Annotated in this window: 27 protein-coding genes; all 27 read left to right on the plus strand. The window is 40.6% G+C overall.

The window, feature by feature from the left end; all coding sequences use genetic code 11:
- Positions 1–63 precede the first annotated feature (63 nt).
- The 27 genes from dprA (at position 64) to fliQ (ending at position 23,160) form a co-directional block, all read left to right on the plus strand.
- Positions 64–966: a DNA-processing protein DprA gene (gene dprA / locus NST39_RS08295; RefSeq protein WP_341027849.1), complete on the plus strand. Its 903-nt coding sequence runs from the start codon at positions 64–66 to the stop codon at positions 964–966.
- A 193-nt stretch (positions 967–1,159) separates the two neighbouring features.
- A complete protein-coding gene (gene topA, locus NST39_RS08300) occupies positions 1,160–3,235 on the plus strand; it encodes a type I DNA topoisomerase (protein ID WP_044141928.1) in 2,076 nt (691 codons plus the stop codon).
- A 70-nt stretch (positions 3,236–3,305) separates the two neighbouring features.
- Positions 3,306–4,610, plus strand: a complete 1,305-nt coding sequence (gene trmFO, locus NST39_RS08305; RefSeq protein ID WP_003212444.1) for an FADH(2)-oxidizing methylenetetrahydrofolate--tRNA-(uracil(54)-C(5))-methyltransferase TrmFO — start codon at positions 3,306–3,308, stop codon at positions 4,608–4,610.
- 62 nt (positions 4,611–4,672) lie between these two features.
- Positions 4,673–5,590 carry a tyrosine recombinase XerC gene (gene xerC, locus NST39_RS08310; protein WP_341027851.1) on the plus strand — a complete coding sequence of 306 codons (918 nt, stop codon included), beginning with the start codon at positions 4,673–4,675 and terminating at the stop codon, positions 5,588–5,590.
- A gap of 14 nt (positions 5,591–5,604) precedes the next feature.
- On the plus strand, positions 5,605–6,150 hold the full coding sequence (gene hslV, locus NST39_RS08315) for an ATP-dependent protease subunit HslV (protein ID WP_003211247.1): 546 nt from the start codon (positions 5,605–5,607) through the stop codon (positions 6,148–6,150).
- 16 nt (positions 6,151–6,166) lie between these two features.
- Positions 6,167–7,567 (plus strand): HslU--HslV peptidase ATPase subunit, encoded by a 1,401-nt coding sequence (hslU, locus tag NST39_RS08320; protein WP_106067465.1) that lies wholly within the window; start codon positions 6,167–6,169, stop codon positions 7,565–7,567.
- A 34-nt stretch (positions 7,568–7,601) separates the two neighbouring features.
- Entirely contained in the window at positions 7,602–8,381 is a 780-nt protein-coding gene (gene codY / locus NST39_RS08325) for a GTP-sensing pleiotropic transcriptional regulator CodY (RefSeq protein ID WP_003210838.1), read from the plus strand.
- Positions 8,382–8,667: 286 nt separating this feature from the next.
- Positions 8,668–9,057 carry a flagellar basal body rod protein FlgB gene (gene flgB, locus NST39_RS08330; protein ID WP_012009952.1) on the plus strand — a complete coding sequence of 130 codons (390 nt, stop codon included), beginning with the start codon at positions 8,668–8,670 and terminating at the stop codon, positions 9,055–9,057.
- Positions 9,057–9,509 carry a flagellar basal body rod protein FlgC gene (gene flgC / locus NST39_RS08335; protein ID WP_012009953.1) on the plus strand — a complete coding sequence of 151 codons (453 nt, stop codon included), beginning with the start codon at positions 9,057–9,059 and terminating at the stop codon, positions 9,507–9,509. The genes flgB and flgC overlap by 1 nt, the downstream gene beginning before the upstream one ends.
- 11 nt (positions 9,510–9,520) lie before the next feature.
- Positions 9,521–9,838, plus strand: a complete 318-nt coding sequence (fliE, locus tag NST39_RS08340; protein ID WP_065097275.1) for a flagellar hook-basal body complex protein FliE — start codon at positions 9,521–9,523, stop codon at positions 9,836–9,838.
- Positions 9,839–9,887: 49 nt separating this feature from the next.
- Positions 9,888–11,480 (plus strand): flagellar basal-body MS-ring/collar protein FliF, encoded by a 1,593-nt coding sequence (fliF, locus tag NST39_RS08345; RefSeq protein ID WP_044141925.1) that lies wholly within the window; start codon positions 9,888–9,890, stop codon positions 11,478–11,480.
- A gap of 11 nt (positions 11,481–11,491) precedes the next feature.
- Positions 11,492–12,508 (plus strand): flagellar motor switch protein FliG, encoded by a 1,017-nt coding sequence (gene fliG, locus NST39_RS08350; protein ID WP_003210883.1) that lies wholly within the window; start codon positions 11,492–11,494, stop codon positions 12,506–12,508.
- On the plus strand, positions 12,501–13,265 hold the full coding sequence (gene fliH / locus NST39_RS08355; protein ID WP_003212485.1) for a flagellar assembly protein FliH: 765 nt from the start codon (positions 12,501–12,503) through the stop codon (positions 13,263–13,265). Before fliG ends, fliH begins: the two co-directional genes overlap by 8 nt.
- Positions 13,262–14,578, plus strand: a complete 1,317-nt coding sequence (gene fliI / locus NST39_RS08360; protein WP_044141922.1) for a flagellar protein export ATPase FliI — start codon at positions 13,262–13,264, stop codon at positions 14,576–14,578. The genes fliH and fliI overlap by 4 nt, the downstream gene beginning before the upstream one ends.
- A gap of 8 nt (positions 14,579–14,586) precedes the next feature.
- Positions 14,587–15,030 (plus strand): flagellar export protein FliJ, encoded by a 444-nt coding sequence (fliJ, locus tag NST39_RS08365; RefSeq protein ID WP_034620036.1) that lies wholly within the window; start codon positions 14,587–14,589, stop codon positions 15,028–15,030.
- Between the two features lie 12 nt (positions 15,031–15,042).
- The gene (locus tag NST39_RS08370; protein WP_340910802.1) at positions 15,043–15,744 is read left to right on the plus strand and encodes a MotE family protein; all 702 of its coding nucleotides are present in this window, start codon (positions 15,043–15,045) and stop codon (positions 15,742–15,744) included.
- Complete coding sequence (fliK, locus tag NST39_RS08375) at positions 15,745–17,067, plus strand: flagellar hook-length control protein FliK (protein WP_341027856.1); 1,323 nt, start codon at positions 15,745–15,747, stop codon at positions 17,065–17,067.
- On the plus strand, positions 17,067–17,513 hold the full coding sequence (gene flgD / locus NST39_RS08380; RefSeq protein ID WP_065097279.1) for a flagellar hook assembly protein FlgD: 447 nt from the start codon (positions 17,067–17,069) through the stop codon (positions 17,511–17,513). The genes fliK and flgD overlap by 1 nt, the downstream gene beginning before the upstream one ends.
- Positions 17,514–17,530: 17 nt before the next feature.
- On the plus strand, positions 17,531–18,325 hold the full coding sequence (gene flgG / locus NST39_RS08385; protein WP_339207149.1) for a flagellar basal body rod protein FlgG: 795 nt from the start codon (positions 17,531–17,533) through the stop codon (positions 18,323–18,325).
- Positions 18,326–18,362: 37 nt separating this feature from the next.
- Positions 18,363–18,578: a flagellar FlbD family protein gene (locus NST39_RS08390; RefSeq protein ID WP_012009963.1), complete on the plus strand. Its 216-nt coding sequence runs from the start codon at positions 18,363–18,365 to the stop codon at positions 18,576–18,578.
- Complete coding sequence (fliL, locus tag NST39_RS08395; RefSeq protein WP_044141917.1) at positions 18,575–19,003, plus strand: flagellar basal body-associated protein FliL; 429 nt, start codon at positions 18,575–18,577, stop codon at positions 19,001–19,003. The genes NST39_RS08390 and fliL overlap by 4 nt, the downstream gene beginning before the upstream one ends.
- Positions 19,004–19,035: 32 nt before the next feature.
- Positions 19,036–20,034, plus strand: a complete 999-nt coding sequence (gene fliM, locus NST39_RS08400; protein ID WP_003212239.1) for a flagellar motor switch protein FliM — start codon at positions 19,036–19,038, stop codon at positions 20,032–20,034.
- Positions 20,024–21,148 (plus strand): flagellar motor switch phosphatase FliY, encoded by a 1,125-nt coding sequence (gene fliY / locus NST39_RS08405; protein ID WP_341027859.1) that lies wholly within the window; start codon positions 20,024–20,026, stop codon positions 21,146–21,148. The genes fliM and fliY overlap by 11 nt, the downstream gene beginning before the upstream one ends.
- Before the next feature lie 27 nt (positions 21,149–21,175).
- On the plus strand, positions 21,176–21,538 hold the full coding sequence (locus NST39_RS08410; protein ID WP_003212360.1) for a response regulator: 363 nt from the start codon (positions 21,176–21,178) through the stop codon (positions 21,536–21,538).
- A gap of 18 nt (positions 21,539–21,556) precedes the next feature.
- Positions 21,557–22,216, plus strand: a complete 660-nt coding sequence (gene fliZ / locus NST39_RS08415; RefSeq protein ID WP_341027860.1) for a flagella biosynthesis regulatory protein FliZ — start codon at positions 21,557–21,559, stop codon at positions 22,214–22,216.
- Positions 22,209–22,874: a flagellar type III secretion system pore protein FliP gene (fliP, locus tag NST39_RS08420; protein ID WP_007499580.1), complete on the plus strand. Its 666-nt coding sequence runs from the start codon at positions 22,209–22,211 to the stop codon at positions 22,872–22,874. The genes fliZ and fliP overlap by 8 nt, the downstream gene beginning before the upstream one ends.
- A gap of 16 nt (positions 22,875–22,890) precedes the next feature.
- Positions 22,891–23,160, plus strand: a complete 270-nt coding sequence (gene fliQ, locus NST39_RS08425; protein WP_003211206.1) for a flagellar biosynthesis protein FliQ — start codon at positions 22,891–22,893, stop codon at positions 23,158–23,160.
- Positions 23,161–23,166: the final 6 nt, after the last annotated feature.

A 23,166-nucleotide genomic window follows, 5' to 3' on the forward strand; every position in this document is an offset into this window, starting at 1 on the left:
TGACACAAGAAGACTTGTTCTTTGACAAGTCTTCTTCTTTCTATCTTAAACAGGAGGAATGGTATGTACAACGTGTCCGAAAGAATGATTTTTCACCGCTTAAAAGGCCTCATCTCACCCTCTTTGTTAACAAAATGGTGGAAAGTCGATCCTAAGCTATATATAAATGAAGAAACACATCATTTCAAACAGGATCGATCATTACAAACAATCGACTTTACCCGCTTAAAACAAGCCGAAGAAAAGGAATTCCCCATTTTTCAACACATCGTTCAAGCCTATTTAAAGCAAAACATTCACATGATTCCCATCACATCACCCTTATATCCCAGCACACTAAAACATATTTATGATCCTCCCCCTGTGTTATTCCTAAAAGGAAACGTGTCATATTTAAATGAAGAAAAAAGTTTAGGTGTAGTAGGCACGCGTGTTCCATCGTCTTATGGAGAAGCATGTGTGAAGAAAATTGTTGGTGAACTTGTTAAGGAAGATTGGATGATTGTCAGTGGCTTAGCAAAAGGCATTGATGGACTTGCACATAAAGAGTGCATTAGGAATAAAGGGAAAACGATCGGTATTATAGCAGGCGGATTTCAGCATTTATACCCAAAGGAACATGTGCAAATGGCTGAATACATGGGCCAGCATCATTTGCTTTTATCCGAGCATCCGCCTTATGTCAAACCAGAAAAGTGGCATTTCCCTTTGAGGAATCGTTTAATTAGTGCGCTGACAAGTGGGACCATCGTGATTCAGTGCAAAGAAAAGAGCGGTTCACTCATTACCGCGTATCAAGCACTTGAGCAAGGCAAAGAGGTATTTGCGGTTGCAGGATCAATCTTTGATCCTAATTCCACAGGTCCAGCCAGACTTATACAGCAGGGAGCAAAGCTTGTTCATTCAACGAAGGATATTTTAGAGGAATTCTCCTTCCGCAGCGTTCAATATACTGAACTCTTATAAAAATATCGTTTGACAAAAGACATAGGAATATTTAATAATAGTGAGGATTTAAGTTTACACTTTGTTTTTCGTGTTTATAATGATGTTCATCATAAAGAATTTTTCATGATTGCCTGTTAAATAGGTGCAATTAACATAAATATGAATTGTGAAATGTATAAAGAGAGAACACCTCTTAAGGGGGATTTTGAGTATGGCTGATTATTTAGTCATCGTTGAGTCGCCAGCCAAGGCGAAAACGATTGAGCGTTATTTAGGTAAAAAGTATAAAGTAAAGGCTTCAATGGGGCACATAAGAGATTTACCGAAAAGTCAGCTTGGTGTTGACACTGAGCATGACTTCGAACCGAGGTATATTACGATTCGCGGGAAAGGCCCCGTATTAAAAGAATTAAAAACAGCTGCGAAAAAAGCAAAGAAAGTCTATCTCGCAGCTGACCCCGATAGAGAGGGAGAAGCGATTGCTTGGCATTTAGCGCATAGCCTTGACCTTGACCTCTCTTCTGACTGCCGCGTTGTCTTTAACGAGATTACAAAAGATGCTATTAAAGATTCCTTTAAGCATCCACGTATGATCAATATGGATTTAGTTGATGCACAGCAGGCAAGACGGATCTTAGATCGTCTCGTTGGGTATAAAATCAGTCCGATTTTATGGAAGAAAGTGAAAAAGGGCTTAAGTGCCGGTCGTGTTCAATCAGTTGCACTCCGCCTGATCATTGATCGCGAGAATGAAATTAATGAATTTAAACCAGAAGAATACTGGACAATTGACGGTACATTCCTAAAAGGAAAAGAAAGCTTCGAAGCGAGCTTCTTTGGCGTCAATGGCAAAAAGCATCCACTGAAAACAAAAGAAGATGTAAAAGAAATCCTTTCGAAACTAAAAGGGAGCAAATTCTCTGTAGAGAAAGTGACGAAAAAAGAGCGTAAACGCAACCCAGCTGTTCCGTTTACAACATCTACTTTACAGCAGGAGGCTGCGAGAAAATTAAACTTCCGTGCGAAAAAGACGATGATGATTGCACAGCAATTATATGAAGGAATTGATCTTGGTAAAGAAGGTACAGTCGGACTCATTACATACATGAGAACAGACTCAACACGTATTTCCAATACGGCGATTGAAGAAGTATCTGCTTTCATTGATCAGACGTATGGTAAGAATTTCTTAAATACAACAAAACGAACCGCTAAAAAGAATGAAAATGCACAAGATGCTCACGAAGCCATCAGGCCGACTTCTACGCTAAGAAAACCAGCAGATGTCAAACATGTCTTAAGCCGAGATCAGCTTCGTCTGTATAAATTGATTTGGGAACGATTCGTCGCAAGCCAAATGGCTTCGGCTGTTCTTGATACAATGAGTGTGGACCTTGATAATAACGGGCTTACATTCCGTGCTAACGGAAGCAAAGTGAAATTCCCTGGATTCATGAAAGTATATGTAGAAGGGAAAGACGACCAGCTAGAAGAAAAGGACAAAATGCTGCCTGATCTTAAAGAAGGTGATACGGTTCTTTCAAAAGATATCGAACCTGAACAGCACTTCACGCAGCCGCCTCCGCGCTACACTGAGGCAAGACTTGTCAAAACGCTTGAAGAGCTAGGTATAGGCCGTCCGTCTACGTATGCACCAACATTAGATACGATTCAAAAGCGCGGCTATGTCGCACTTGATAATAAACGGTTTATCCCAACAGAGCTTGGGGGAATTGTTCTCAACTTAATCATTGAATTCTTCCCTGAGATCATTAACGTGGAATTCACAGCGAAAATGGAAAAAGAACTTGATAGCGTTGAAGAAGGTACGATCGAATGGGTTCGCATTATCGACAGCTTCTATCAAGACTTTGCAAAACGGGTCGAAAAAGCGGAAGCAGAAATGCAAGAAGTTGAGATTGAGCCTGAATACGCCGGAGTTGACTGTGAAGAGTGTGGACATCCGATGGTGTACAAAATGGGTCGATACGGTAAGTTCATGGCTTGCTCTAACTTTCCTGACTGTCGTAACACAAAACCAATTGTCAAAGATATTGGTGTGAAATGCCCGACATGTCATGAAGGAAACATTGTTGAACGAAAATCTAAGAAGCGCCGCATTTTTTATGGCTGTGATCGTTTTCCAGAGTGTGAATTCGTCTCTTGGGACAAACCGATTGAAAGAAAGTGTCCAAAATGCGAAAATATGCTTGTAGAGAAAAAGCTGAAAAAAGGCATGCAAGTTCAATGTGTGAACTGTGATTATAAAGAGGAACAACAAAAATAGCGGTGAGCAACCTTGTTCACCTGCTTTTTTATGTCATCAAACAGAACTTACGAAATAGGAGAGTTGTACAATGAGTCAATTTGTAAATGTGATCGGAGCAGGTTTAGCTGGAAGTGAAGCGGCATGGCAAATTGCTAAACGCGGAATTAAAGTCAACTTGTATGAAATGAGACCTGTCAAACAAACGCCAGCTCACCACACAGATAAATTTGCAGAGCTTGTATGCAGCAATTCACTGCGTGCCAACGCTTTGACAAATGCGGTCGGTGTATTAAAGGAAGAAATGCGTCATTTAGATTCAGCGATTATCGCAGCTGCAGATGAAAGCTCAGTTCCTGCTGGCGGAGCGCTTGCAGTAGATCGTCATGAATTTGCAGCAAACGTTACTGATCGCGTAAAAAATCATCCGAATGTGACAGTTTTTCAAGAAGAAGTGCAAAGCATTCCAGAAGGTCCAACAATTATTGCGACAGGCCCGCTTACATCTGAAGCACTTTCAAAAGAATTAAAATCGTTAACTGGTGAAGAATATCTGTACTTCTACGATGCAGCGGCACCTATCCTAGAGAAAGATAGCATTGATATGGATAAGGTGTACTTGAAATCACGTTATGACAAAGGAGAAGCTGCTTATTTAAACTGTCCAATGACAGAAGAAGAATTCGATCGTTTTTACGACGCGCTTATTTCTGCTGAAACTGTGCCATTAAAAGAGTTCGAAAAAGAAATCTTCTTTGAAGGCTGTATGCCAATTGAAGTCATGGCGAAAAGAGGAAAGAAAACGATGTTGTTTGGTCCGATGAAGCCAGTAGGACTTGAAGATCCGAAAACAGGAAAAAGACCTTATGCTGTTGTTCAATTAAGACAAGATGATGCAGCAGGTACTTTATATAACATCGTCGGCTTCCAGACACATCTGAAGTGGGGCGACCAAAAGGAAGTATTCCGCTTGATTCCAGGTCTTGAAGAAGCAGAGATTGTTCGTTATGGCGTGATGCACCGCAATACATTCATTAACTCACCAAGTCTTTTAAAACCAACGTATCAGTTTAAAAATAGAGAAGATCTATTCTTTGCCGGACAAATGACAGGCGTTGAAGGCTATGTCGAGTCTGCAGCTTCCGGGCTAGTGGCTGGAATTAATGCCGCTCGTTTTGTCAAAGGAGAAGAGCTTGTGACACTTCCGGAGGAAACAGCGATCGGCAGCATGGCTTATTACATCACATCGACAAACAAGAAAAGCTTCCAGCCAATGAATGCGAATTTTGGTTTGTTGAAAGATCTTGGTGTTCGCATTAAAAACAAACAAGAGCGTTATGCGGAGTACGCTAAGCGCGCAATCGAAACTATTCAAACTATTTCGAAATCTCTGTAGTAAATCATTGCACGGAAAGCAAGATATGTGATACCATTTAAAAGCCTTAAAGAGGTGTAAAAATGACGAATAAACAGCGTCTTGTCCACTTATTCATTGAATATCTGCAAATTGAAAAAAACTATTCTGCTTTAACCATCTCAGGATATACAGAAGCGATTGAAGAGTTTGTCAGATTTATGAACGTTCAAGGAATAGACGGTTTTGAAGAGGTATCCTATCAAGATATTAGAATTTATTTAACAGAAGCTTATGAAAAAGGCCTGACAAGAAGAACGATTAGTAAGAAAGTCTCTGCGCTTCGCAGCTTTTATAAATTTCTATTAAGAGAACAGCTTGTGAAAGAAAATCCTTTTTTACTCGTTAGCTTACCAAAGCAGGATAAGCGAATTCCTTCATTTTTGTATGAAGAGGAACTGAAAGAGCTTTTTACAGTTTCTGATGTCAGCACACCGCTTGGGCAAAGAAACCAAGCCATTTTAGAACTTCTTTATGCAACAGGTATGAGGGTCAGTGAGTTATGTTCATTAAAAGAATCTGATCTTGATTTATCGATGGATACAGTGCTTGTTCATGGGAAAGGCAGCAAGCAGCGGTATGTTCCTTTTGGTTCATATGCTCATGAAGCGCTCATCACTTATTTAGAGGATGGAAGGCTAAAGCTGAAAGCGAAGGGGAATGATCGTGCTGATGCATATGTATTTTTGAATCAGCGCGGGGCGCCTCTTACAGACAGAGGCGTTCGATTCATTCTCACTGAACTAATGAAAAAGGCGTCAGGCACATTACATATCCATCCTCACATGTTAAGGCACACCTTTGCCACACACCTCTTAAATGAGGGGGCAGATTTGAGAAGTGTTCAAGAACTTCTTGGTCATTCGAATTTATCATCAACTCAGGTGTACACGCATGTGTCAAAAGATTCTTTAAGGAAAACGTACATGTCTCATCACCCAAGGGCTTTTAAACGATCCTAAAAGGAGGTTTTTTCATGTCATCATTTCATGCAACAACCATCTTTGCCGTTCAACATAAAGGAAAAAGTGCGATGGCTGGAGACGGTCAAGTCACTTTCGGGCAGGCTGTCGTGATGAAACACACGGCAAAAAAAGTGCGCCGTCTTTTCGGAGGCAAGGTGCTTGCAGGTTTTGCAGGTTCAGTAGCAGATGCATTTACACTGTTTGAAAAGTTTGAAACGAAGCTTGAAGAATATGGTGGTAACTTAAAGCGAGCAGCCGTAGAACTAGCAAAAGAATGGCGTAGTGACAAGATGCTCAGGCAGCTTGAGGCTATGCTGATCGTTATGAACAAAGACAGCATCCTGCTTGTCTCTGGGACAGGAGAGGTCATCGAACCAGATGACGGTATTTTGGCCATCGGCTCAGGCGGCAATTATGCGCTTAGCGCCGGGAGAGCACTCAAAACACATGCAGGTGATCACCTCACAGCAAGAGATATTGCAAAGGCAGCTCTTGAAACCGCTGGAGAAATCTGTGTCTACACGAACGATCAAATCACTTTAGAAGAGCTTGAATAGAAAGGACATGAGACGTATGGAGAAAAAGCCGTTCACCCCAAGAGAGATAGTTGAAAAGCTTGATCAATACATTATTGGTCAGCTTGATGCGAAAAAAGCAGTGGCGGTGGCTTTAAGAAACCGTTACAGAAGAAGCCTTTTACATGATAAGCTAAAGGATGAAGTCGTTCCGAAAAACATTTTAATGATCGGCCCAACAGGTGTGGGGAAAACAGAGATTGCCCGCAGAATTGCAAAAATTTCTGGTGCGCCTTTTATTAAAGTGGAAGCGACGAAGTTTACTGAAGTTGGTTACGTTGGCCGTGATGTAGAATCGATGGTCAGAGATCTAGTTGAGACAGCGATCAGAATTGTCAAAGAAGAAAAGATGAAAAACGTTCAAGAAGAAGCAGAAAAACAAGCAAATAAACGTCTTGTTCATTTGCTTGTTCCTGGCAAGAAAAAAAGCCAGTCTGTGAAAAATCCTTTTGAGATGCTGTTTGGTGGTTCTGATGAAGATGACCGTGATCGAGATCAATCAAGTGAAGAAGTTGAACTTGAATCGACAAGAAAGCGAATCGCTCATCAGTTGGCTATGGGCGAACTTGAAGATCATTACGTCACGATCGAAGTCGAAGAGCAGCAGCCATCCATGTTTGATATGCTTCAGGGCTCGGGTATGGAGCAAATGGGCATGAACATGCAGGATGCGCTCGGCAATCTCATGCCTAAAAAGAAAAAACGCAGAAAGCTGACCGTCAGAGAAGCAAGAAAGGCGTTAACTGCTGAGGAAGCTTCAAAACTGATTGACATGGATGAAGTCAGTCAAGAAGCTGTCTATAAAGCAGAGCAGCAAGGGATTATTTTTATCGACGAAATCGACAAAATTGCCAAAAGCGGTGGTGCATCATCTGCAGATGTTTCTCGTGAAGGGGTTCAACGTGATATTTTACCGATTGTAGAAGGTTCAACTGTGATGACGAAATATGGGGCAGTGAAAACAGACCATGTGCTTTTTGTAGCAGCAGGTGCATTTCATATGGCAAAACCATCAGATTTGATTCCAGAGCTTCAAGGGCGCTTCCCAATTCGTGTAGAATTAGATAAATTAAGTATCGAAGACTTTGTGAAAATCTTAACGGAACCAGATAACGCATTATTAAAGCAATATAAAGCTTTACTTGAAACAGAAGGTATATCTCTTGAATTTTCTGACGATGCTATTCATAAGATTGCCGAAGTGGCTTATCATGTCAATCAGGAGACAGATAACATCGGTGCAAGAAGGCTTCATACTATACTTGAAAAGCTGCTTGAAGAGCTTTCATTTGAGGCGCCTGATATTACACTAGGGACAGTGACCATTACCCCTCAGTATGTAGAAGAGAAGCTAGGAAAGATTGCAAATAACAAAGACTTAAGTCAATTTATACTTTAACAAATGAATAAAGTAATCTAGGAGGATCATTAATATGGCGTTACTACAAAAAACAAGGATTATTAACTCAATGCTGCAAGATGCAGCGGGGAAACCAGTTAATTTTAAGGAAATGGCAGAAACTTTGAGAGATGTCATTGATTCAAACATTTTCGTATTAAGCAGAAGAGGGAAGCTTCTAGGCTACTCGATCAACCAGCAGATTGAAAATCCGCGTATGAAGAAAATGCTTGAAGACCGTCAGTTCCCTGAAGAATATACAAAGAGTCTATTTAACATCCCTGAAACATCTTCAAATCTTGACATTAACAGTGAGTATACAGCTTTCCCGATTGAGAACCGTGATTTATTTGAATCAGGTTTGACAACCATTGTTCCAATTATCGGAGGAGGAGATCGTTTAGGAACGTTAATCCTGTCTCGTTTGCAAGATACATTCAAAGATGATGATTTAATTCTTGCTGAATACGGTGCAACAGTTGTTGGAATGGAGATCCTTCGTGAGAAATCAGAGGAAATCGAAGAAGAAGCAAGAAGTAAAGCTGTTGTCCAAATGGCGATTAGTTCTCTTTCATATAGTGAGCTTGAAGCCATTGAGCACATCTTTGAAGAACTTGATGGCAACGAAGGACTTCTAGTGGCAAGTAAAATTGCTGACCGTGTAGGAATCACTCGTTCAGTGATCGTGAACGCCTTACGTAAGTTAGAAAGTGCAGGCGTCATCGAATCTCGTTCTCTTGGAATGAAGGGAACGTATATCAAAGTGTTAAACAACAAATTTTTAATTGAACTTGAAAATTTAAAATCTCATTAATCAAAACCCCTTTTCAGCAGAAATACAAGCTGAAAAGGGGTTTTTTTTATAAAAAAAGAGGATTTGTCCGAAAAATGACACTCTTTTTTCCAAGAAAACCCTTACAATTCTTAGTTCTTTGAATCTAGGTCTTTATACCTATTCGTAAAATAGATATATATTACGAGTTTTTTTTACATATACATCATAGACTTTAATCCTATTATTTCTTACAATGAACATATGGTTTTACAAATCTCGACATGATTAAATGGAATGAAATACATATGATTGGAGGTATATGGTTTTGGATATATTTTCTGGAACGATAAGCAACCTTGAGAATGCCTTGGGCAGAGCGAATGTTAAGCAAAAAGTCATAAGCAATAATATCGCGAATATAGACACACCGAACTACAAGTCGAAAAACGTCGCATTTCATGATATGCTAAACGATGCGTCGATCAAGTTAGATGCTAAAAAAACATACCAAGGTCACATTGATTTTTCTAAAACAGGGTCTAATTATTCAGTTGTTTCGAGCAACCGTACTTCATATCAAGAAAACGGAAATAATGTCGATATTGATCAAGAGATGAGTGAACTCGCTAAAAACCAAATTCAGTATAATGCGTTGGTTGAAAGAATGAGTGGAAAATTCAATTCTCTTAAAACAGTTTTGACAGGAGGTAAGTGATGTCAATTTTTTCAGGCGTTAACGCTTCGGCCTCTGCATTAACAGCACAGAGGCTCAGAATGGACGTTGTATCCTCTAACCTTGCAAACATGGATACAACAAGAGCGAAACAGGTTGATGGCAACTGGGAGCCTTATAGACGTAAGCTCGTCACATTACAGCCGTCAGGTGAATCGTTTTCATCTATATTAAACTCAAGCATGAATTCGAGCGGTAAATTAGGAAACGGCGTGAAAGCAACGAAGATTACAGAAGACGAAACTCCATTCAACCTTCAATATGATCCTACAAATCCCGATGCCAATGAAAATGGATATGTTCAAACACCTAATGTTGATCCATTAAAGGAAATGGTTGACCTCATCAGCAGCTCAAGGTCATATGAAGCAAACGTGACCGCGCTAAATGCGAATAAAAGCATGTTGATGAAAGCTTTAGAAATAGGAAAGTAAGGTGAAAAGAATTGGTTAACGCAATATCTCCTTTCCAGCTTCAAGCTGCTCAGCAAGCAAGTGAATTGACAAATGCATCGTCCGTTCATGCGGCTGCACCTAAAAGTCAAACGAATTTCTCTGATGTGCTGAAGAATTCCATTGAGGCATTAAATCAATCACAGCTGAAATCAGACCAGTATACAAATGCACTTGCACAAGGGAAAAATGTCAATCTCGATGAAGTCATGATTGCCTCGCAAAAAGCGAGTGTGACACTCACAGCTGCAACGGAGTTTCGAAATAAAGCAGTCGAAGCATACCAAGAGATTATGAGAATGCAGATGTAGGAGGTGCTGACGGACAAAAAAAGACTGAATGGAATGACCGGGGGTTAAGATGAATCGTACTTTAATGCAATTAAGAACAAAGACAGTTGAGTTTTGGCGAAATCGATCAAAATTACAAAAAATACTTATGATTGGCGGCGTTGCTGCCCTAGCAATCATTATTACGGTTGTTAGCATCTTTGCTTCTTCTGAAAAAATGGTTCCATTGTTTAGAGATTTGTCTGAGGCAGAAGCTGGGCAAATCAAACAGGAACTGGATGGCAAAAACGTTAAATCGGAACTTGCGAATAATGGAACAACGATTCTCGTTCCAGAAAAGCAGGCCGACACTTTAAAAGTAACGCTCGCATCTGAGGGTCTCCCTAAGACAGGGAATATTGATTACTCCTTCTTTGCGAACAATTCCGGCTTCGGTTTAACAGATAATGAATTTGATGTTCTGAAAGTAGACGCAACTCAGACAGAACTATCCAATCTAATCAATACGATTGATGGGATTAAAGATTCAAAAGTTATGATTAACCTGCCAAAAGATTCCGTTTTTGTTGGAGAAGAGCAAAGTAATGCATCAGCATCCATTGTGCTGCAAGTTGAACGTGGCTACACGCTCTCGCCGCAGCAAGTAAAAGGCCTTTATCATCTTATTTCAAAAAGTGTGCCGAATTTAAAGACAGAAAACATTGTCATTATGGACCAAGATTCCAACTACTACGACTTAAACAGCAGTTCCGATTCCTATGCAAGTGGAATGGATGCACAGCAGCAGAAAAAAGAAGAAATTGAAAAGAACCTTCAAAGAAAAATTCAACAGCTGCTCGGAACAATGATGGGTCAAGAAAAAGTGGCTGTATCGGTCACAACAGACATTGATTTTACTGAAGAGAAAAGAAAAGAAGATCTTGTAGAACCAGTTGATAAAGAAAACATGCAAGGCATCGCTGTCAGTGCTGAAAAGATTGCTGAAACTTATTCAGGAAATGGTGCAGCAGCTGGTGGAACCGCTGGAACAGGCGACGATGATGTCACAAACTATCAAGGCGCCGATGGAGCGAATGGTAGCGGAGATTACGAAAAGAGCGAAGATCGTATCAACTATGAAGTCAACCGCATTCATAAAGATATTAAAGAGAGCCCTTATAAAATTAGAGATGTTGGCATTCAAGCATTGGTCGAACCACCAACTGCAAACGATGTGAACTCTTTAACAGCTGAAAGGCAAGATGATATTAAAAAGATTCTTTCAACGATCATTAGCACGTCAATTGATAAAGAATACACAAATGGTCAAGTGCTCACTCAAGCGGACTTAGATAACAAAATTGTTTTATCTGTATCAAAATTAGACGGTAAACAGCAAACTGCAGCAGAAAACCCATCAAACAATATTCCAATTTGGGTTTATATTGTAGGCGGTGTGCTACTACTTGCAATTATCGCTCTTATTATTCTTCTTGTGCGTAAACGCAGAAAAGAAGAGGAAGAAGAGTTTGAGTTTGATGAACATACACCAATCCATGTTCCTGATATCGACACTGAACCAGAAACAGAAGAAATGGTGAGGAAAAATCAGCTTGAAAAAATGGCAAAAGATAAACCAGAAGACTTTGCTAAATTGCTACGCAGCTGGCTGTCCGAGGATTAGGAGGAATACACATGTCGAGAAAAGATTCAAATCGACTAACAGGCAGACAAAAAGCAGCAATCCTAATGATTTCCTTAGGGCTAGAGGTGTCAGCATCTGTATACAAACATCTGTCTGAAGACGAAATAGAAAAATTAACATTGGAAATTTCCAATGTACGAAGTGTAGATACTGCTAAAAAAGATGAAATCATTGAAGAATTTCACAGCATCGCCATCGCGCAGGACTACATATCACAAGGCGGTCTTATGTACGCACGACAAGTGCTTGAAAAAGCGCTTGGTGAGGACAAAGCGGATAGTATCTTAAACCGATTAACATCCTCACTTCAAGTGAAACCGTTTGATTTTGCTCGAAAGGCTGACCCAGAACAAATCTTAAACTTTATCCAGCATGAGCATCCACAAACCATTGCGCTCATCCTTTCCTACTTAGATCCAGTTCAAGCAGGGCAGATTTTATCTGAATTAGGTGAGGAAGTACAAACAGAGGTTGCGAGACGTATTGCTTTAATGGATCGCACATCTCCAGAGATCATCAATGAAGTGGAACGCATTCTTGAACAAAAACTTTCTTCAACCTTTACGCAAGACTATACGCAAACGGGCGGAGTCGAAGCGGTTGTAGAAGTACTAAATGGTGTAGACCGTGCGACTGAGAAGACCATTTTAGACACTCTTGAAATTCAAGATCCTGAGCTTGCTGATGAAATTAAGAAACGTATGTTTGTCTTTGAAGATATTGTCACTCTTGACAGTAGAGCGATTCAGCGCGTGATCAGAGATGTTGAAAATGATGACTTGTTGCTCGCACTCAAAGTGGCAAGCGAAGAGGTCAAAGAAATTGTCTTCCGCAACATGTCACAGAGAATGGTCGAGACGTTCAAAGAAGAAATGGAGTTTATGGGACCTGTCCGGCTTAGAGATGTCGAGGAAGCACAAACCCGTATTGTCAGCATCGTAAGACGACTCGAGGAAGCTGGAGAAATCGTCATAGCTCGAGGCGGAGGAGACGATATCATTGTCTAGGATTATCAAACATGAAACATCTGTTATTCCTGAGCAAGGCCGGCAAACAATTCCTTTGCAGCAAGTGGAGTTCAAAAAAGAACATCATGAAGAAGAGCTTGTTAACGAAACAGAAGTGTCGCAGCTTGTACTAAGTGATGCTGAAGATCAAGCAAGCCGTATAGTAGAACAAGCAAATAGTGAGCTTGAAAAAACAATGGCTGAAATCAATCAGCGCCGCGCTGATTTTGAAGAAGAAAGAATGCAGCTCATTGAAGAAGCGAAACAAGCAGGTTACCAAGATGGCTTCCAAAAGGGTGAAGCAGATGCGATGAGTCAGTACCGATCAATTCTTGATCAAGCAAATGACATTGTCAGTCTTGCCAAGCAGGATTACGAAGAAAAAATTGAAAGCTCCGCAGAAAAAATTGTGGAACTGGCTTTTGAACTCGCCAAACGTGTTTGGTACTCGGCTGAGGACACGAAAGATCAATTTTTGGCTCTCGTGAAGCAGGTCATTTCTGAAGTGAAAGAATATGACGATATTTCCATCTATGTTGACCCTGAACATTACGATCATGTGATGGAGTATAAAGACGAATTAATCAGAATCCTTCAAAAGGATACACACCTTGCCATTTACTCGGATGAAAAAGCGCCAAAAGGGACTTGTTACGTAGAAACAAGCTTTGGAAAAGTGGAAGCGAGTGTTGATACACAAATGAATCAGTTGAAAGAAAAGCTACTAGAAGTCATTGATTCAGGTGATCACAAATGAACATCGATGTGTTAAAAGAAACGATTGAAACCGCAGATCCTTATAAACGATTTGGTAAAGTCAATCGAGTTGTTGGACTGATGATTGAATCGAAGGGGCCGGAAAGTTCTATCGGAGACGTGTGTCTCATTCATAAAAAGGGGCGTAAGCACGATCCAATAAAAGCAGAGGTCGTAGGGTTTAGAGATGAAAATATTCTGCTCATGCCTTATGTAGAAGCATCCAATATTTCACCAGGAAGTCTAGTTGAAGCGACAGGTGAGTCGCTGAAGGTCAAAGTTGGGACTGGGTTAATTGGCGAAGTTGTTGATGCCTTCGGTGAACCGCTGGACGGCAGTATGCTGCCAAAGGGACTTGCACCTGTTTCGACAGATCAGTCACCTCCAAACCCGATGGACAGGCCGCCTATTCGTGAAAAAATGGGCGTTGGTGTCAGAGTGATCGACAGTCTGCTTACAGTCGGCACAGGTCAGAGGATCGGTATTTTTGCCGGAAGTGGTGTTGGAAAAAGTACCTTAATGGGGATGATTGCAAAGCAGACAGAAGCAGACCTCAATGTCATTGCCCTTGTTGGAGAGCGTGGCCGTGAAGTTCGTGAGTTTATTGAAAAGGACTTAGGTGCCGAAGGACTAAAGCGATCGATTGTTGTCGTCGCAACTTCTGATCAGCCTGCACTGACGAGAATGAAGGCTGCTTATACAGCAACAGCTATTGCGGAATATTTTAGAGACAGAGGAAAAAATGTCATGTTCATGATGGACTCTGTTACACGGGTCGCTATGGCACAAAGGGAAATCGGTCTTGCAACTGGCGAACCGCCAACGACAAAAGGTTATACACCTTCAGTGTTCGCTATACTGCCAAAATTACTTGAACGAACTGGAACGAATCAGCTTGGTTCCATCACAGCGTTTTACACAGTGCTTGTTGATGGTGACGATATGAATGAGCCAATCGCTGATACAGTCAGGGGGATATTAGATGGCCACATTGTACTTGATCGTGCTTTAGCCAACAAAGGACAATTTCCTGCTGTCAATATTCTGAAAAGTATCAGCCGTGTTATGAGCAATATCGCAAGTCATGATCACAAGGAGGCGGCTAACCGGTTCCGCCAGCTTTTATCCACTTATCAAAACGCTGAAGACCTCATTAACATTGGAGCATATAAAAAAGGCTCCTCGAAAGACATTGATGATGCCATGCAGGCTTATCCTCATCTGATTTCATTTTTGAAGCAGGATGTAGAAGAGGCTGTATCTATTGAAGACAGTGTGAATGTATTGCTCGGTTTGATGAATAGAGAGGATTGACGAAAACAGTGAGATATCAATACAAATTTCAAAAGCTCTTAGAACTGAAAGAAAGTGAAAAAGACAAGTCACTCGCAGCGTACCAACAATCCGTTTCGGCATTTGAGCAAGTAGCTGAAAAACTCTATGAAAATATGAGTAAAAAAGAATTAATGGAAAAAAGCAAAGAAGAAAAGCTGAGAAGTGGTATGAGTGTTCAAGAAATGCGTCATTATCAGCAATTTGTGACCAATTTAGATAACACGATTCAGCATTATCAGCAGCTTGTGATCATGAAACGCCATCAAATGAATGAAAAACAATCTGATTTAACTGAAAAAAACATCGAGTTTAAAAAGTTTGAAAAAATGAAAGAAAAGCAGTACGAAAAGTTTTCCCTTGAACATAAGGCCATTGAAATGAAAGAAATGGATGATATCTCTATCAGCCAATTCATGTTTCAAGGACATTAGGAGTCGAGATGAATGCCTAAGAAGGAAAAAACGAAAGAATCAAGCGGCGGTAAATTTCAATGGATCTTGTTTATTGTCATCATCCCATTGATTGTGCTTGTATTAGTGGCTGGCACAATCCTTTCTATGGCAGGTTTTGATCTAAAGAAACCGCTCCAGAACATTCCGGGCGTTAGCAGTTTGGTTGGTTCAGATGACACCTCAAAAACGTCATCTTCACATAATGATCAAAGCGATGCAGAATTGAAGGAACTGAAAAAGACCATTAAAGAGCAAAAGAATGAACTTGAAATTGCACAAAAAGACTTAAAAACAAGTGATGAAGAGATTAAAAGACTGAATCAAAAAATCAGTTCACTTGAAAAAACATCTGAAAATGATGCGAATGAGAAGTCAGCGGATGACAGTTCATCAAATAGCAGCTCATCGAGCGATACATCAGGTAATAATGCGTCAGGGACAACTTCTGATGGGGCAGCAGCCTCTAACCAGAAACCGAAAGGGAAGATTGCCAGTATCTATGAAAGCATGGACGCAGGGAAATCCGCCAAAATTTTATCAGAATTAAGTGATAAAGAGGCATTGAAGATCCTCGAAGAGCTGAGCAAAAATAAACTAACAGACATATTAGCAAAACTAACACCTCAGAAGGCAGCTACGTTTACGAAAGAGCTTGCTAAAAAAGAAGAAAGTGAAAATGGGGGTGGACAATAAGTGAAGCTATTGGATATTGGAGCCTTACAGCAATCGTCTCAAGGTCTCTCGGGACCAAAGGGGAGCGGCGCGGCATCTGCAAGCGGGTTGTTTAAACAATTACTTAGCGGGGCAGGTGCACAAAGCGGCCTTGTGGATGCTGAGAAAGCGGGTGCCACTCTTTCCATCAATGATGCGATGCAAATCATTGAAAAATGGATGCAATCGCCTGAAGAAGGCATCAACGGAGACCTTCTTAGCGCGCTTCAAACACTTCAAGGTCAAACGCTTGATTCGTCTGATCTCAAGTCACTAGAAGAGCTATTTCAAAAAATGGAATCATCCATTTACGGTGATCAAACGGATAAGCCAGCTTCTGAACATAGTGAGCAGCTCATACAAGTCCACTTTTTCATATATCAACTGCTCAATCAACAACCGCTCAGCTTTGATGCAAAGCTACTGCAAGATATTGAAGCAAAGGGTCAAGACTTCATTCACTTTCTTTCAAAAAATGGAGTAGATGAGAAACTGATTCAGCAAGTAAAAGAGCAGTTTTTCTCGCAGGGTTCAGCACCAAAGCTGAATTCGATGTCTCAAAGTGAGCTGAAACACTTTAATCAGTTAATCGACCATATGATGGCAAATGCAAAAGGGTCAGACAAAGAGTTGAAGATTGCTTTAGGAGAGTTAAAAGAATTGGTCTCTCCAAGACAAGAATCTACTCTTGCTACTCCTGCAAAAGGGGCTAACTCTCTTGAATGGCTCATCAAAAAGGAAGTTGTCAAAGGACAAAGCACTGCTGCACCTGCTTCTGAAAAAACGATCACTCATACGCTGTTGCCAGGTCATAAGCAGTTTTTTCAACTGCAATCAGCAGCTCCTGTTCAACAGACACAAACAACTGATGAAAAGCCGGGAACGGTTGATCAGCAAATTCTAAATACGTGGAAGCAAATGAAATTCACGCCATTTGGCAACTCAAGCGGACGCTTTACAGTTCGATTAAATCCAGAAAATCTCGGATTTATCACGATTCAGCTGACGAAGCAAAATGGTATGTATGCGAGTAAAATTACAGCTTCGACACAGGCAGCAAAAGAACTGCTAGAGCATCACCTTCCGCAGCTCAAGCAGGCGCTTCCGAATATGTCGGTTCAAGTGGACCGTTTCCATATACCGCTTCAATCAAATGAGCAGCCGTTATTTGGACAATTTAACGAAGAAAACAAGCAGCAACAGTCAAAAGGGCAGAATTTCCAAAAGCCTGATGAACAGGAAGCAGAATTCCAAGATGTACTGGATGCTCTTGTTGGGTCAGATGAAGAAGAGGAGGAAATCTAATGGCAACAGTTGATGCTACGAATAGAACAGTCGCACAAACAGACATTTCTTCAAAAGCAGAAAAGAAAACAGATACGCTCGGCAAAGATCAATTCTTGAAAATATTGCTGACACAGCTTCAAAACCAAGATCCGACAAACCCACTAGATGACCGTGAGTTTGTCACACAGCTTGCAACATTTTCATCTTTAGAACAGCAAACCAATATGAACGATTCTATCACCAAGCTGAATCAGCTCATGTCTACTTTTGTTGCACACCAAGATCCGTTTACGACATATGTAGGTTGGATTGGTAAAGAAGTATCGGGCAAACTGGATGATAAAGAGATATCAGGCACTGTGAAGTCTGTTAAAAACATAAACAATGAATACTTCTTGTATTTAGAAGATGGAACGAAAATCAGCCCTTGGGATGTTACAGCAGTTGGAGAAAAAACGAAGTAATTCGAGGAGGAAAATAAATGTTACGCTCACTTTACTCAGGAATTAGCGGAATGAAAAACTTCCAATCAAAATTAGATGTGGTAGCCAACAACGTAGCCAACGTCAATACACACGGATACAAAAAAAGCCGTATCACTTTTAAAGATATGGTCAGTCAAACAATTTCAAGCTCAGGTGGACCAACGAACAACTCTGGCTCAATCAACTCTAAACAAATTGGTTTAGGATCATCTTTATCTTCTATTGATAAAATCATGAAATCAGGTTCTTCTCAAAATACAGACGAACCATTTGATTTCTATATTAATGGAGATGGATTTTTCCGTATTCAAAAGCAAGGTGAAATCCTATTTACAAGAACAGGGAACTTCAAACCTGATTCAAATGGGGATTTGGCAACACCTGATGGAAACTATCTACTTGGCATGGATGGGCAAAAAATCAACATTCCACGAGACAATGTGTCAAGTGTCAGTGTTGGGCCAGATGGGACCGTTTCTGTTGTTGAGAACAACGTTTCTCGTACTGTTGGGCAAGTATCACTTGTGTCATTCAGTAATGCAGGAGGATTAGATAAAGTTGGGGATAACCTATACCGCCAAACACTCAGTTCCGGTGCGCCAAGTAATGCCATCGCTCCTGGAAGTCAAGGAACAGGTGAACTTCAAACAGGGAAACTTGAAATGTCAAACGTTGATTTAACAGACGAGTTTACTGAAATGATAATCGCGCAGCGTGGATTCCAATCGAATGCAAAGACGATCACAACATCTGATGAAATCCTGCAAGAGCTTGTGAATCTGAAACGATAGGAGGTAGGGGGAGCGGATGATCGCTTCTCTGCTTAATATGATTGAAGTGACAAGATTGAATGGCAAAGGATTTATGCTGAACGCTCTCCATATCGAGCAAATCGAAAGCTTTCCAGACACGACCATTACATTAGCCAATGGAAAGAAATTCGTTGTGAAAGAAAATGAAGATCAGCTTCAAGAGAAAATCATTTCTTTCTACAGAAAAATCCAAGTTATTTCATTGAATCAAGGAATAGAGGAATTTGAATGAAGAAGAAATTAGTCGTAGTAATGCTAATCATGATTATTGCCATCGGCGGAATAGGAGCAGGCATCATTTTTCTTGTGAATGGCTCAGACGAAGCAAAAGCTGAAAAAGAGCCAACAGCAGATGAAGTCGTAAAAGCTTCTGTTGAAATTCCTGAGATCATTACTAATTTAAAGTCTGAAGGAAATGCCGTCAAACTTGTATTGAATATTGAAACGGACTCTGAAAAAGCAAAAGAAGAGCTTGAGAAAAGAAGTTTTCAAGTGAAAGACGCCGTAATCGACATTTTATCAGACACGAATGCAGATGAACTTGATGGCAAAAAAGGCAGAGAACATTTTAAAACACTAGTTAAAAACAAAGTGAATAACTATTTGCAAGATGGCAAGGTGAAAGAAGTATATATAACCTCCTTTAATCTGCAATAGAGGCGATTAATTGACACGATGGAGGTGAAGAAATGTCAGGAGAAGTGCTTTCCCAGAATGAGATCGATGCATTATTATCCGCCATATCTACTGGTGAAATGGATGCAGAAGAGCTGAAAAAAGAAGAAACGACGAAAAAAGTGAAGGTGTATGATTTTAAGCGTGCACTGCGCTTTTCGAAAGACCAGATTCGAAGTTTAACAAGGATTCATGATAACTTCGCTAGACTGCTCACCACGCACTTTTCAGCTCAACTAAGATCATATATTCAAATTACTGTCAGCTCGGTTGACCAGGTACCATACGAAGAATTTATTCGTTCGATTCCTAATATGACATTATTAAACTTATTTTATGTCAGCCCGCTTGAAGGAAGAATCATGCTTGAAGTGAACCCAACAATCGGCTATGCCATGATGGACAGGCTGATGGGCGGGATAGGCATTAGTCATAATAAGACAGAATCACTTACAGAAATCGAAACAAAGATTATCTCAAACATGTTTGAGGGAGCTTTGGAAAATTACAGAGAAGCGTGGCAGTCCATAACCGACATCGAGCCTGAAATGGCAGATTTCGAGGTAAATCCCCAGTTTGTTCAAATGGTGTCACCAAACGAAACAGTTGTCGTCATTTCTCTTAATACACAAATTGGTGAGGTAAGCGGGGTTATTAACCTATGTATTCCTCATGTTGTATTAGAGCCTATTATTCCAAAGCTGTCTGTACACTACTGGATGCAGTCTGAACGAAATGAACCAAAACAACAAGAAACAAAGGCCATTGAAAAACGGATTATGACGGCAAAGATACCGGTAGTCGCAGAGCTAGGGGAATCGGAAATGACGGTGGAAGAGTTTTTGAATTTGGAAATTGGTGATTGTATTGCCTTGGACAAACCAGTAAATGCGCCTCTTACTGTTATGGTCGGAAATAAACCGAAATTCTTGGGACAGGCCGGCCGCGTGAATCGGAAACAGGCGATTCAAATTCTAGATCACGACATAAGAGGTGAAGAAGATGGAGAATAACGGAAGTAAATTATCACAAGACGAAATTGATGCGCTCCTTAAAGGAGGTAGCAATGACGATATAGAGCCTGATACAGTCCTTTCTGCAATGGAGCAAGATGCTATTGGAGAAATCGGAAATATTTCATTCGGCAGCTCTGCTACAGCACTTTCAACCCTATTAAATCAAAAAGTGGAGATTACCACTCCAACTGTTACAGTGATTCAAAAAAGTATGTTGAATGAGGAATTTCCTCATCCGTATGTCGCGATTGAAGTGAATTATACGGAAGGCTTCAGCGCAAGTAACCTGCTTGTCGTCCAGCAAACAGATGCAGCAGTCATTGCGGACTTAATGATGGGCGGAGACGGGACAAATGCTGACCCTTCTTTAAGTGAGATTCACTTAAGTGCAGTTCAAGAAGCGATGAACCAAATGATGGGTTCTGCTGCGACATCCATGTCGACGGTCTTTAATAAAAAGATTGATATTTCTCCGCCTCGCGTCGAATTACTTGATGTGAAAGAAGGAGAAGGAACAGACCGGATCCCAGCTGCAGAAATGCTTGTCAAAGTGTCCTTCAGATTAAAAATAGGTGAACTCATTGATTCAAATATTATGCAGCTTTATCCTATTACATTTGCGAAAGATTTAATCGCAGAATTAACAGACCCAGCGCAAGAGGAAGAGACGGTTCAAGACACGCAAGTGAGCACACCTGAACCTCAGCCGGCAGCACCTCAAACGCAGTCTGCACCAGCGCAGCAAGCTGCTCCGCCGAAAAGACAGGCGAAGCCAAAGCCGGCAGCACCTGTCAATGTAGCGCCTGTTGAATTTGAAGCGTTCAGTGAGCCTCAGCATACAACAAACCACCTTGGAAATCTTGATATGCTGATGGATATTCCGCTTTCTATTACGGTGGAACTTGGAAGAACTCAGCGCAGTGTCAAAGAAGTCCTTGAACTTTCAGCAGGAAGTATCATTGAACTGGACAAACTTGCTGGTGAGCCAGTAGACATTCTAGTGAACAAACGAATCGTCGCCAAAGGGGAAGTCGTTGTCATTGATGAGAACTTTGGTGTTCGTGTGACTGATATTTTAAGTCAGTCAGAAAGACTTTCTAATTTAAAATAAACAAACATATAGGGAGAGAATAAGTAAATGGCTACTAAGGTATTAATCGTAGATGATGCAGCATTCATGAGAATGATGATAAAGGATATTCTTGTAAAAAACGGATTTGATGTAGTAGGAGAAGCAGAAAACGGCGCTCAAGCTGTTGAAAAATTTAAAGAAACATCTCCTGATCTTGTCACAATGGATATCACAATGCCAGAAATGGACGGGATCACAGCACTAAAAGAAATTAAACAAATTGACGCTTCTGCAAAGATCATCATGTGTTCTGCAATGGGGCAGCAGTCAATGGTTATTGACGCGATCCAAGCAGGTGCAAAAGACTTTATCGTGAAGCCGTTCCAGGCAGACCGTGTACTTGAAGCAATTAATAAAACGTTAGGCTAAAAAAGGGTGTAAGACTTGTTGAAAAAACGTTTGATATGTATAGCAATGATCAGTTTTATGCTTTTCTTGACGATACAGCCTGCCTCACTGTTTGCTGAAACGAAAGATCCTGAAAATGGCACAGTGAATGACTGGATCAAAGAAGAGAAGGGCAGCAAAAAGGATACAGAAAAGACAACCACTAACAATCAAACGAATCCGGCAGAAGAAGTTCCCTCTTCTTCTGTCTCCATTATGGATTTTGTCAAAATGATTGGTGCCTTACTTTTTGTCATCCTGCTTATATATGGATTGGTGAGATTTGTTGGTAAGCAAAACCGCTTACTTAAACCATTTCGCTATGTTGAAAATATTGGCGGAACGACGGTTGGCCAAAACCGTTCAGTCCAGCTTATCAAAGTGGGCAAACGAGTATTAGTTGTCGGAGTAGCGGACTCAATCCAGCTGCTAAAAGAAATTGATGATGAACAAGAATGTGAAGCGATTGTGAAACAATATGAAGAAGCGATGGAAAGCAAAACAGATTTACCAAAAATCGTTCAAAAATTCACATCTCAGATAAAGAAACAAAATCAGCCAACCACTTCTTCTTTTTCAGCCAATTTGAAGGCGCAGCTAGCCGAATTGAAAAAGACCCAATCAGAAGTCAGAAAGAAAGGCCCGAAACAAAATGAATGAGTTTATCGATTTATTTAATTCCAGCGGTGCAGGGAATATTAGCACGTCTGTCCGTCTTCTTTTACTTTTAACCGTATTTTCGGTTGCACCAGGCATTCTCATTTTAATGACGTGTTTCACACGAATTGTGATTGTACTTTCATTCGTTAGAACGTCACTTGCAACCAACTCAATGCCGCCAAACCAAGTGCTTGTAGGGCTTGCTTTGTTTCTCACATTTTTTATCATGGCACCCACGTTCTCAGAGATTAATAAAGAGGCGCTAACGCCGCTTTTAAATGATGACATTACGCTCAATCAGGCATATGAAAAAGCCGAAGTGCCCATTAAAGAGTTTATGAGTAAACATACGAGACAGAAGGATTTGGCTTTATTTCTTAGTTACGCAAAAATGGATACACCTGAATCGATAAAAGATATTCCGTTAACGGCGATGGTACCCGCTTTTGCGATTTCAGAATTAAAGACGGCATTTCAAATTGGTTTCATGATCTTTATTCCATTTTTAATTATTGACATGGTGGTCGCAAGTGTCCTGATGTCAATGGGGATGATGATGCTTCCGCCGGTTATGATATCGCTCCCTTTTAAAATATTGTTATTTGTTTTAGTCGATGGATGGTATTTGATTGTTAAATCTTTGCTGCAAAGCTTTTAGAGTAGGTGCTTAAAACATGAGTTCAGAATTTGTCATTACGATGGCTGAAAGATCAGTGTATGTGGTATTGCTTGTCAGTGGGCCGCTTCTAGCGCTCGCTCTTATTGTGGGACTGATTGTCAGTGTGTTTCAGGCGACAACCCAAATTCAAGAACAGACGCTTGCGTTCATTCCTAAAATTGTTGCAGTTCTTATCGGGCTTGTTGTGTTTGGTCCATGGATGCTGTCAACCATTGTGTCCTTTACGACAGAGCTGTTCTCGAATTTAGATCGATTTGCAGGTTAACGAGCG

The sequence above is a fragment of the Bacillus sp. FSL W8-0645 genome (assembly GCF_038007905.1).
GTDB classification, from domain to species: Bacteria; Bacillota; Bacilli; order Bacillales; family Bacillaceae; genus Bacillus; species Bacillus pumilus.

What these genes read in the sequence shown, in the direction of transcription:
- dprA (WP_341027849.1), top strand. Translation starts at nt 64, where the DNA reads ATGTACAACGTGTCCGAAAGAATGATTTTTCACCGCTTAAAAGGCCTC.
- topA (WP_044141928.1), top strand. Translation starts at nt 1,160, where the DNA reads ATGGCTGATTATTTAGTCATCGTTGAGTCGCCAGCCAAGGCGAAAACG.
- trmFO (WP_003212444.1), top strand. Translation starts at nt 3,306, where the DNA reads ATGAGTCAATTTGTAAATGTGATCGGAGCAGGTTTAGCTGGAAGTGAA.
- xerC (WP_341027851.1), top strand. Translation starts at nt 4,673, where the DNA reads ATGACGAATAAACAGCGTCTTGTCCACTTATTCATTGAATATCTGCAA.
- hslV (WP_003211247.1), top strand. Translation starts at nt 5,605, where the DNA reads ATGTCATCATTTCATGCAACAACCATCTTTGCCGTTCAACATAAAGGA.
- hslU (WP_106067465.1), top strand. Translation starts at nt 6,167, where the DNA reads ATGGAGAAAAAGCCGTTCACCCCAAGAGAGATAGTTGAAAAGCTTGAT.
- codY (WP_003210838.1), top strand. Translation starts at nt 7,602, where the DNA reads ATGGCGTTACTACAAAAAACAAGGATTATTAACTCAATGCTGCAAGAT.
- flgC (WP_012009953.1), top strand. Translation starts at nt 9,057, where the DNA reads ATGTCAATTTTTTCAGGCGTTAACGCTTCGGCCTCTGCATTAACAGCA.
- fliF (WP_044141925.1), top strand. Translation starts at nt 9,888, where the DNA reads ATGAATCGTACTTTAATGCAATTAAGAACAAAGACAGTTGAGTTTTGG.
- fliG (WP_003210883.1), top strand. Translation starts at nt 11,492, where the DNA reads ATGTCGAGAAAAGATTCAAATCGACTAACAGGCAGACAAAAAGCAGCA.
- fliI (WP_044141922.1), top strand. Translation starts at nt 13,262, where the DNA reads ATGAACATCGATGTGTTAAAAGAAACGATTGAAACCGCAGATCCTTAT.
- NST39_RS08370 (WP_340910802.1), top strand. Translation starts at nt 15,043, where the DNA reads ATGCCTAAGAAGGAAAAAACGAAAGAATCAAGCGGCGGTAAATTTCAA.
- flgD (WP_065097279.1), top strand. Translation starts at nt 17,067, where the DNA reads ATGGCAACAGTTGATGCTACGAATAGAACAGTCGCACAAACAGACATT.
- flgG (WP_339207149.1), top strand. Translation starts at nt 17,531, where the DNA reads ATGTTACGCTCACTTTACTCAGGAATTAGCGGAATGAAAAACTTCCAA.
- NST39_RS08390 (WP_012009963.1), top strand. Translation starts at nt 18,363, where the DNA reads ATGATTGAAGTGACAAGATTGAATGGCAAAGGATTTATGCTGAACGCT.
- fliL (WP_044141917.1), top strand. Translation starts at nt 18,575, where the DNA reads ATGAAGAAGAAATTAGTCGTAGTAATGCTAATCATGATTATTGCCATC.
- fliM (WP_003212239.1), top strand. Translation starts at nt 19,036, where the DNA reads ATGTCAGGAGAAGTGCTTTCCCAGAATGAGATCGATGCATTATTATCC.
- fliY (WP_341027859.1), top strand. Translation starts at nt 20,024, where the DNA reads ATGGAGAATAACGGAAGTAAATTATCACAAGACGAAATTGATGCGCTC.
- NST39_RS08410 (WP_003212360.1), top strand. Translation starts at nt 21,176, where the DNA reads ATGGCTACTAAGGTATTAATCGTAGATGATGCAGCATTCATGAGAATG.
- fliP (WP_007499580.1), top strand. Translation starts at nt 22,209, where the DNA reads ATGAATGAGTTTATCGATTTATTTAATTCCAGCGGTGCAGGGAATATT.
- fliQ (WP_003211206.1), top strand. Translation starts at nt 22,891, where the DNA reads ATGAGTTCAGAATTTGTCATTACGATGGCTGAAAGATCAGTGTATGTG.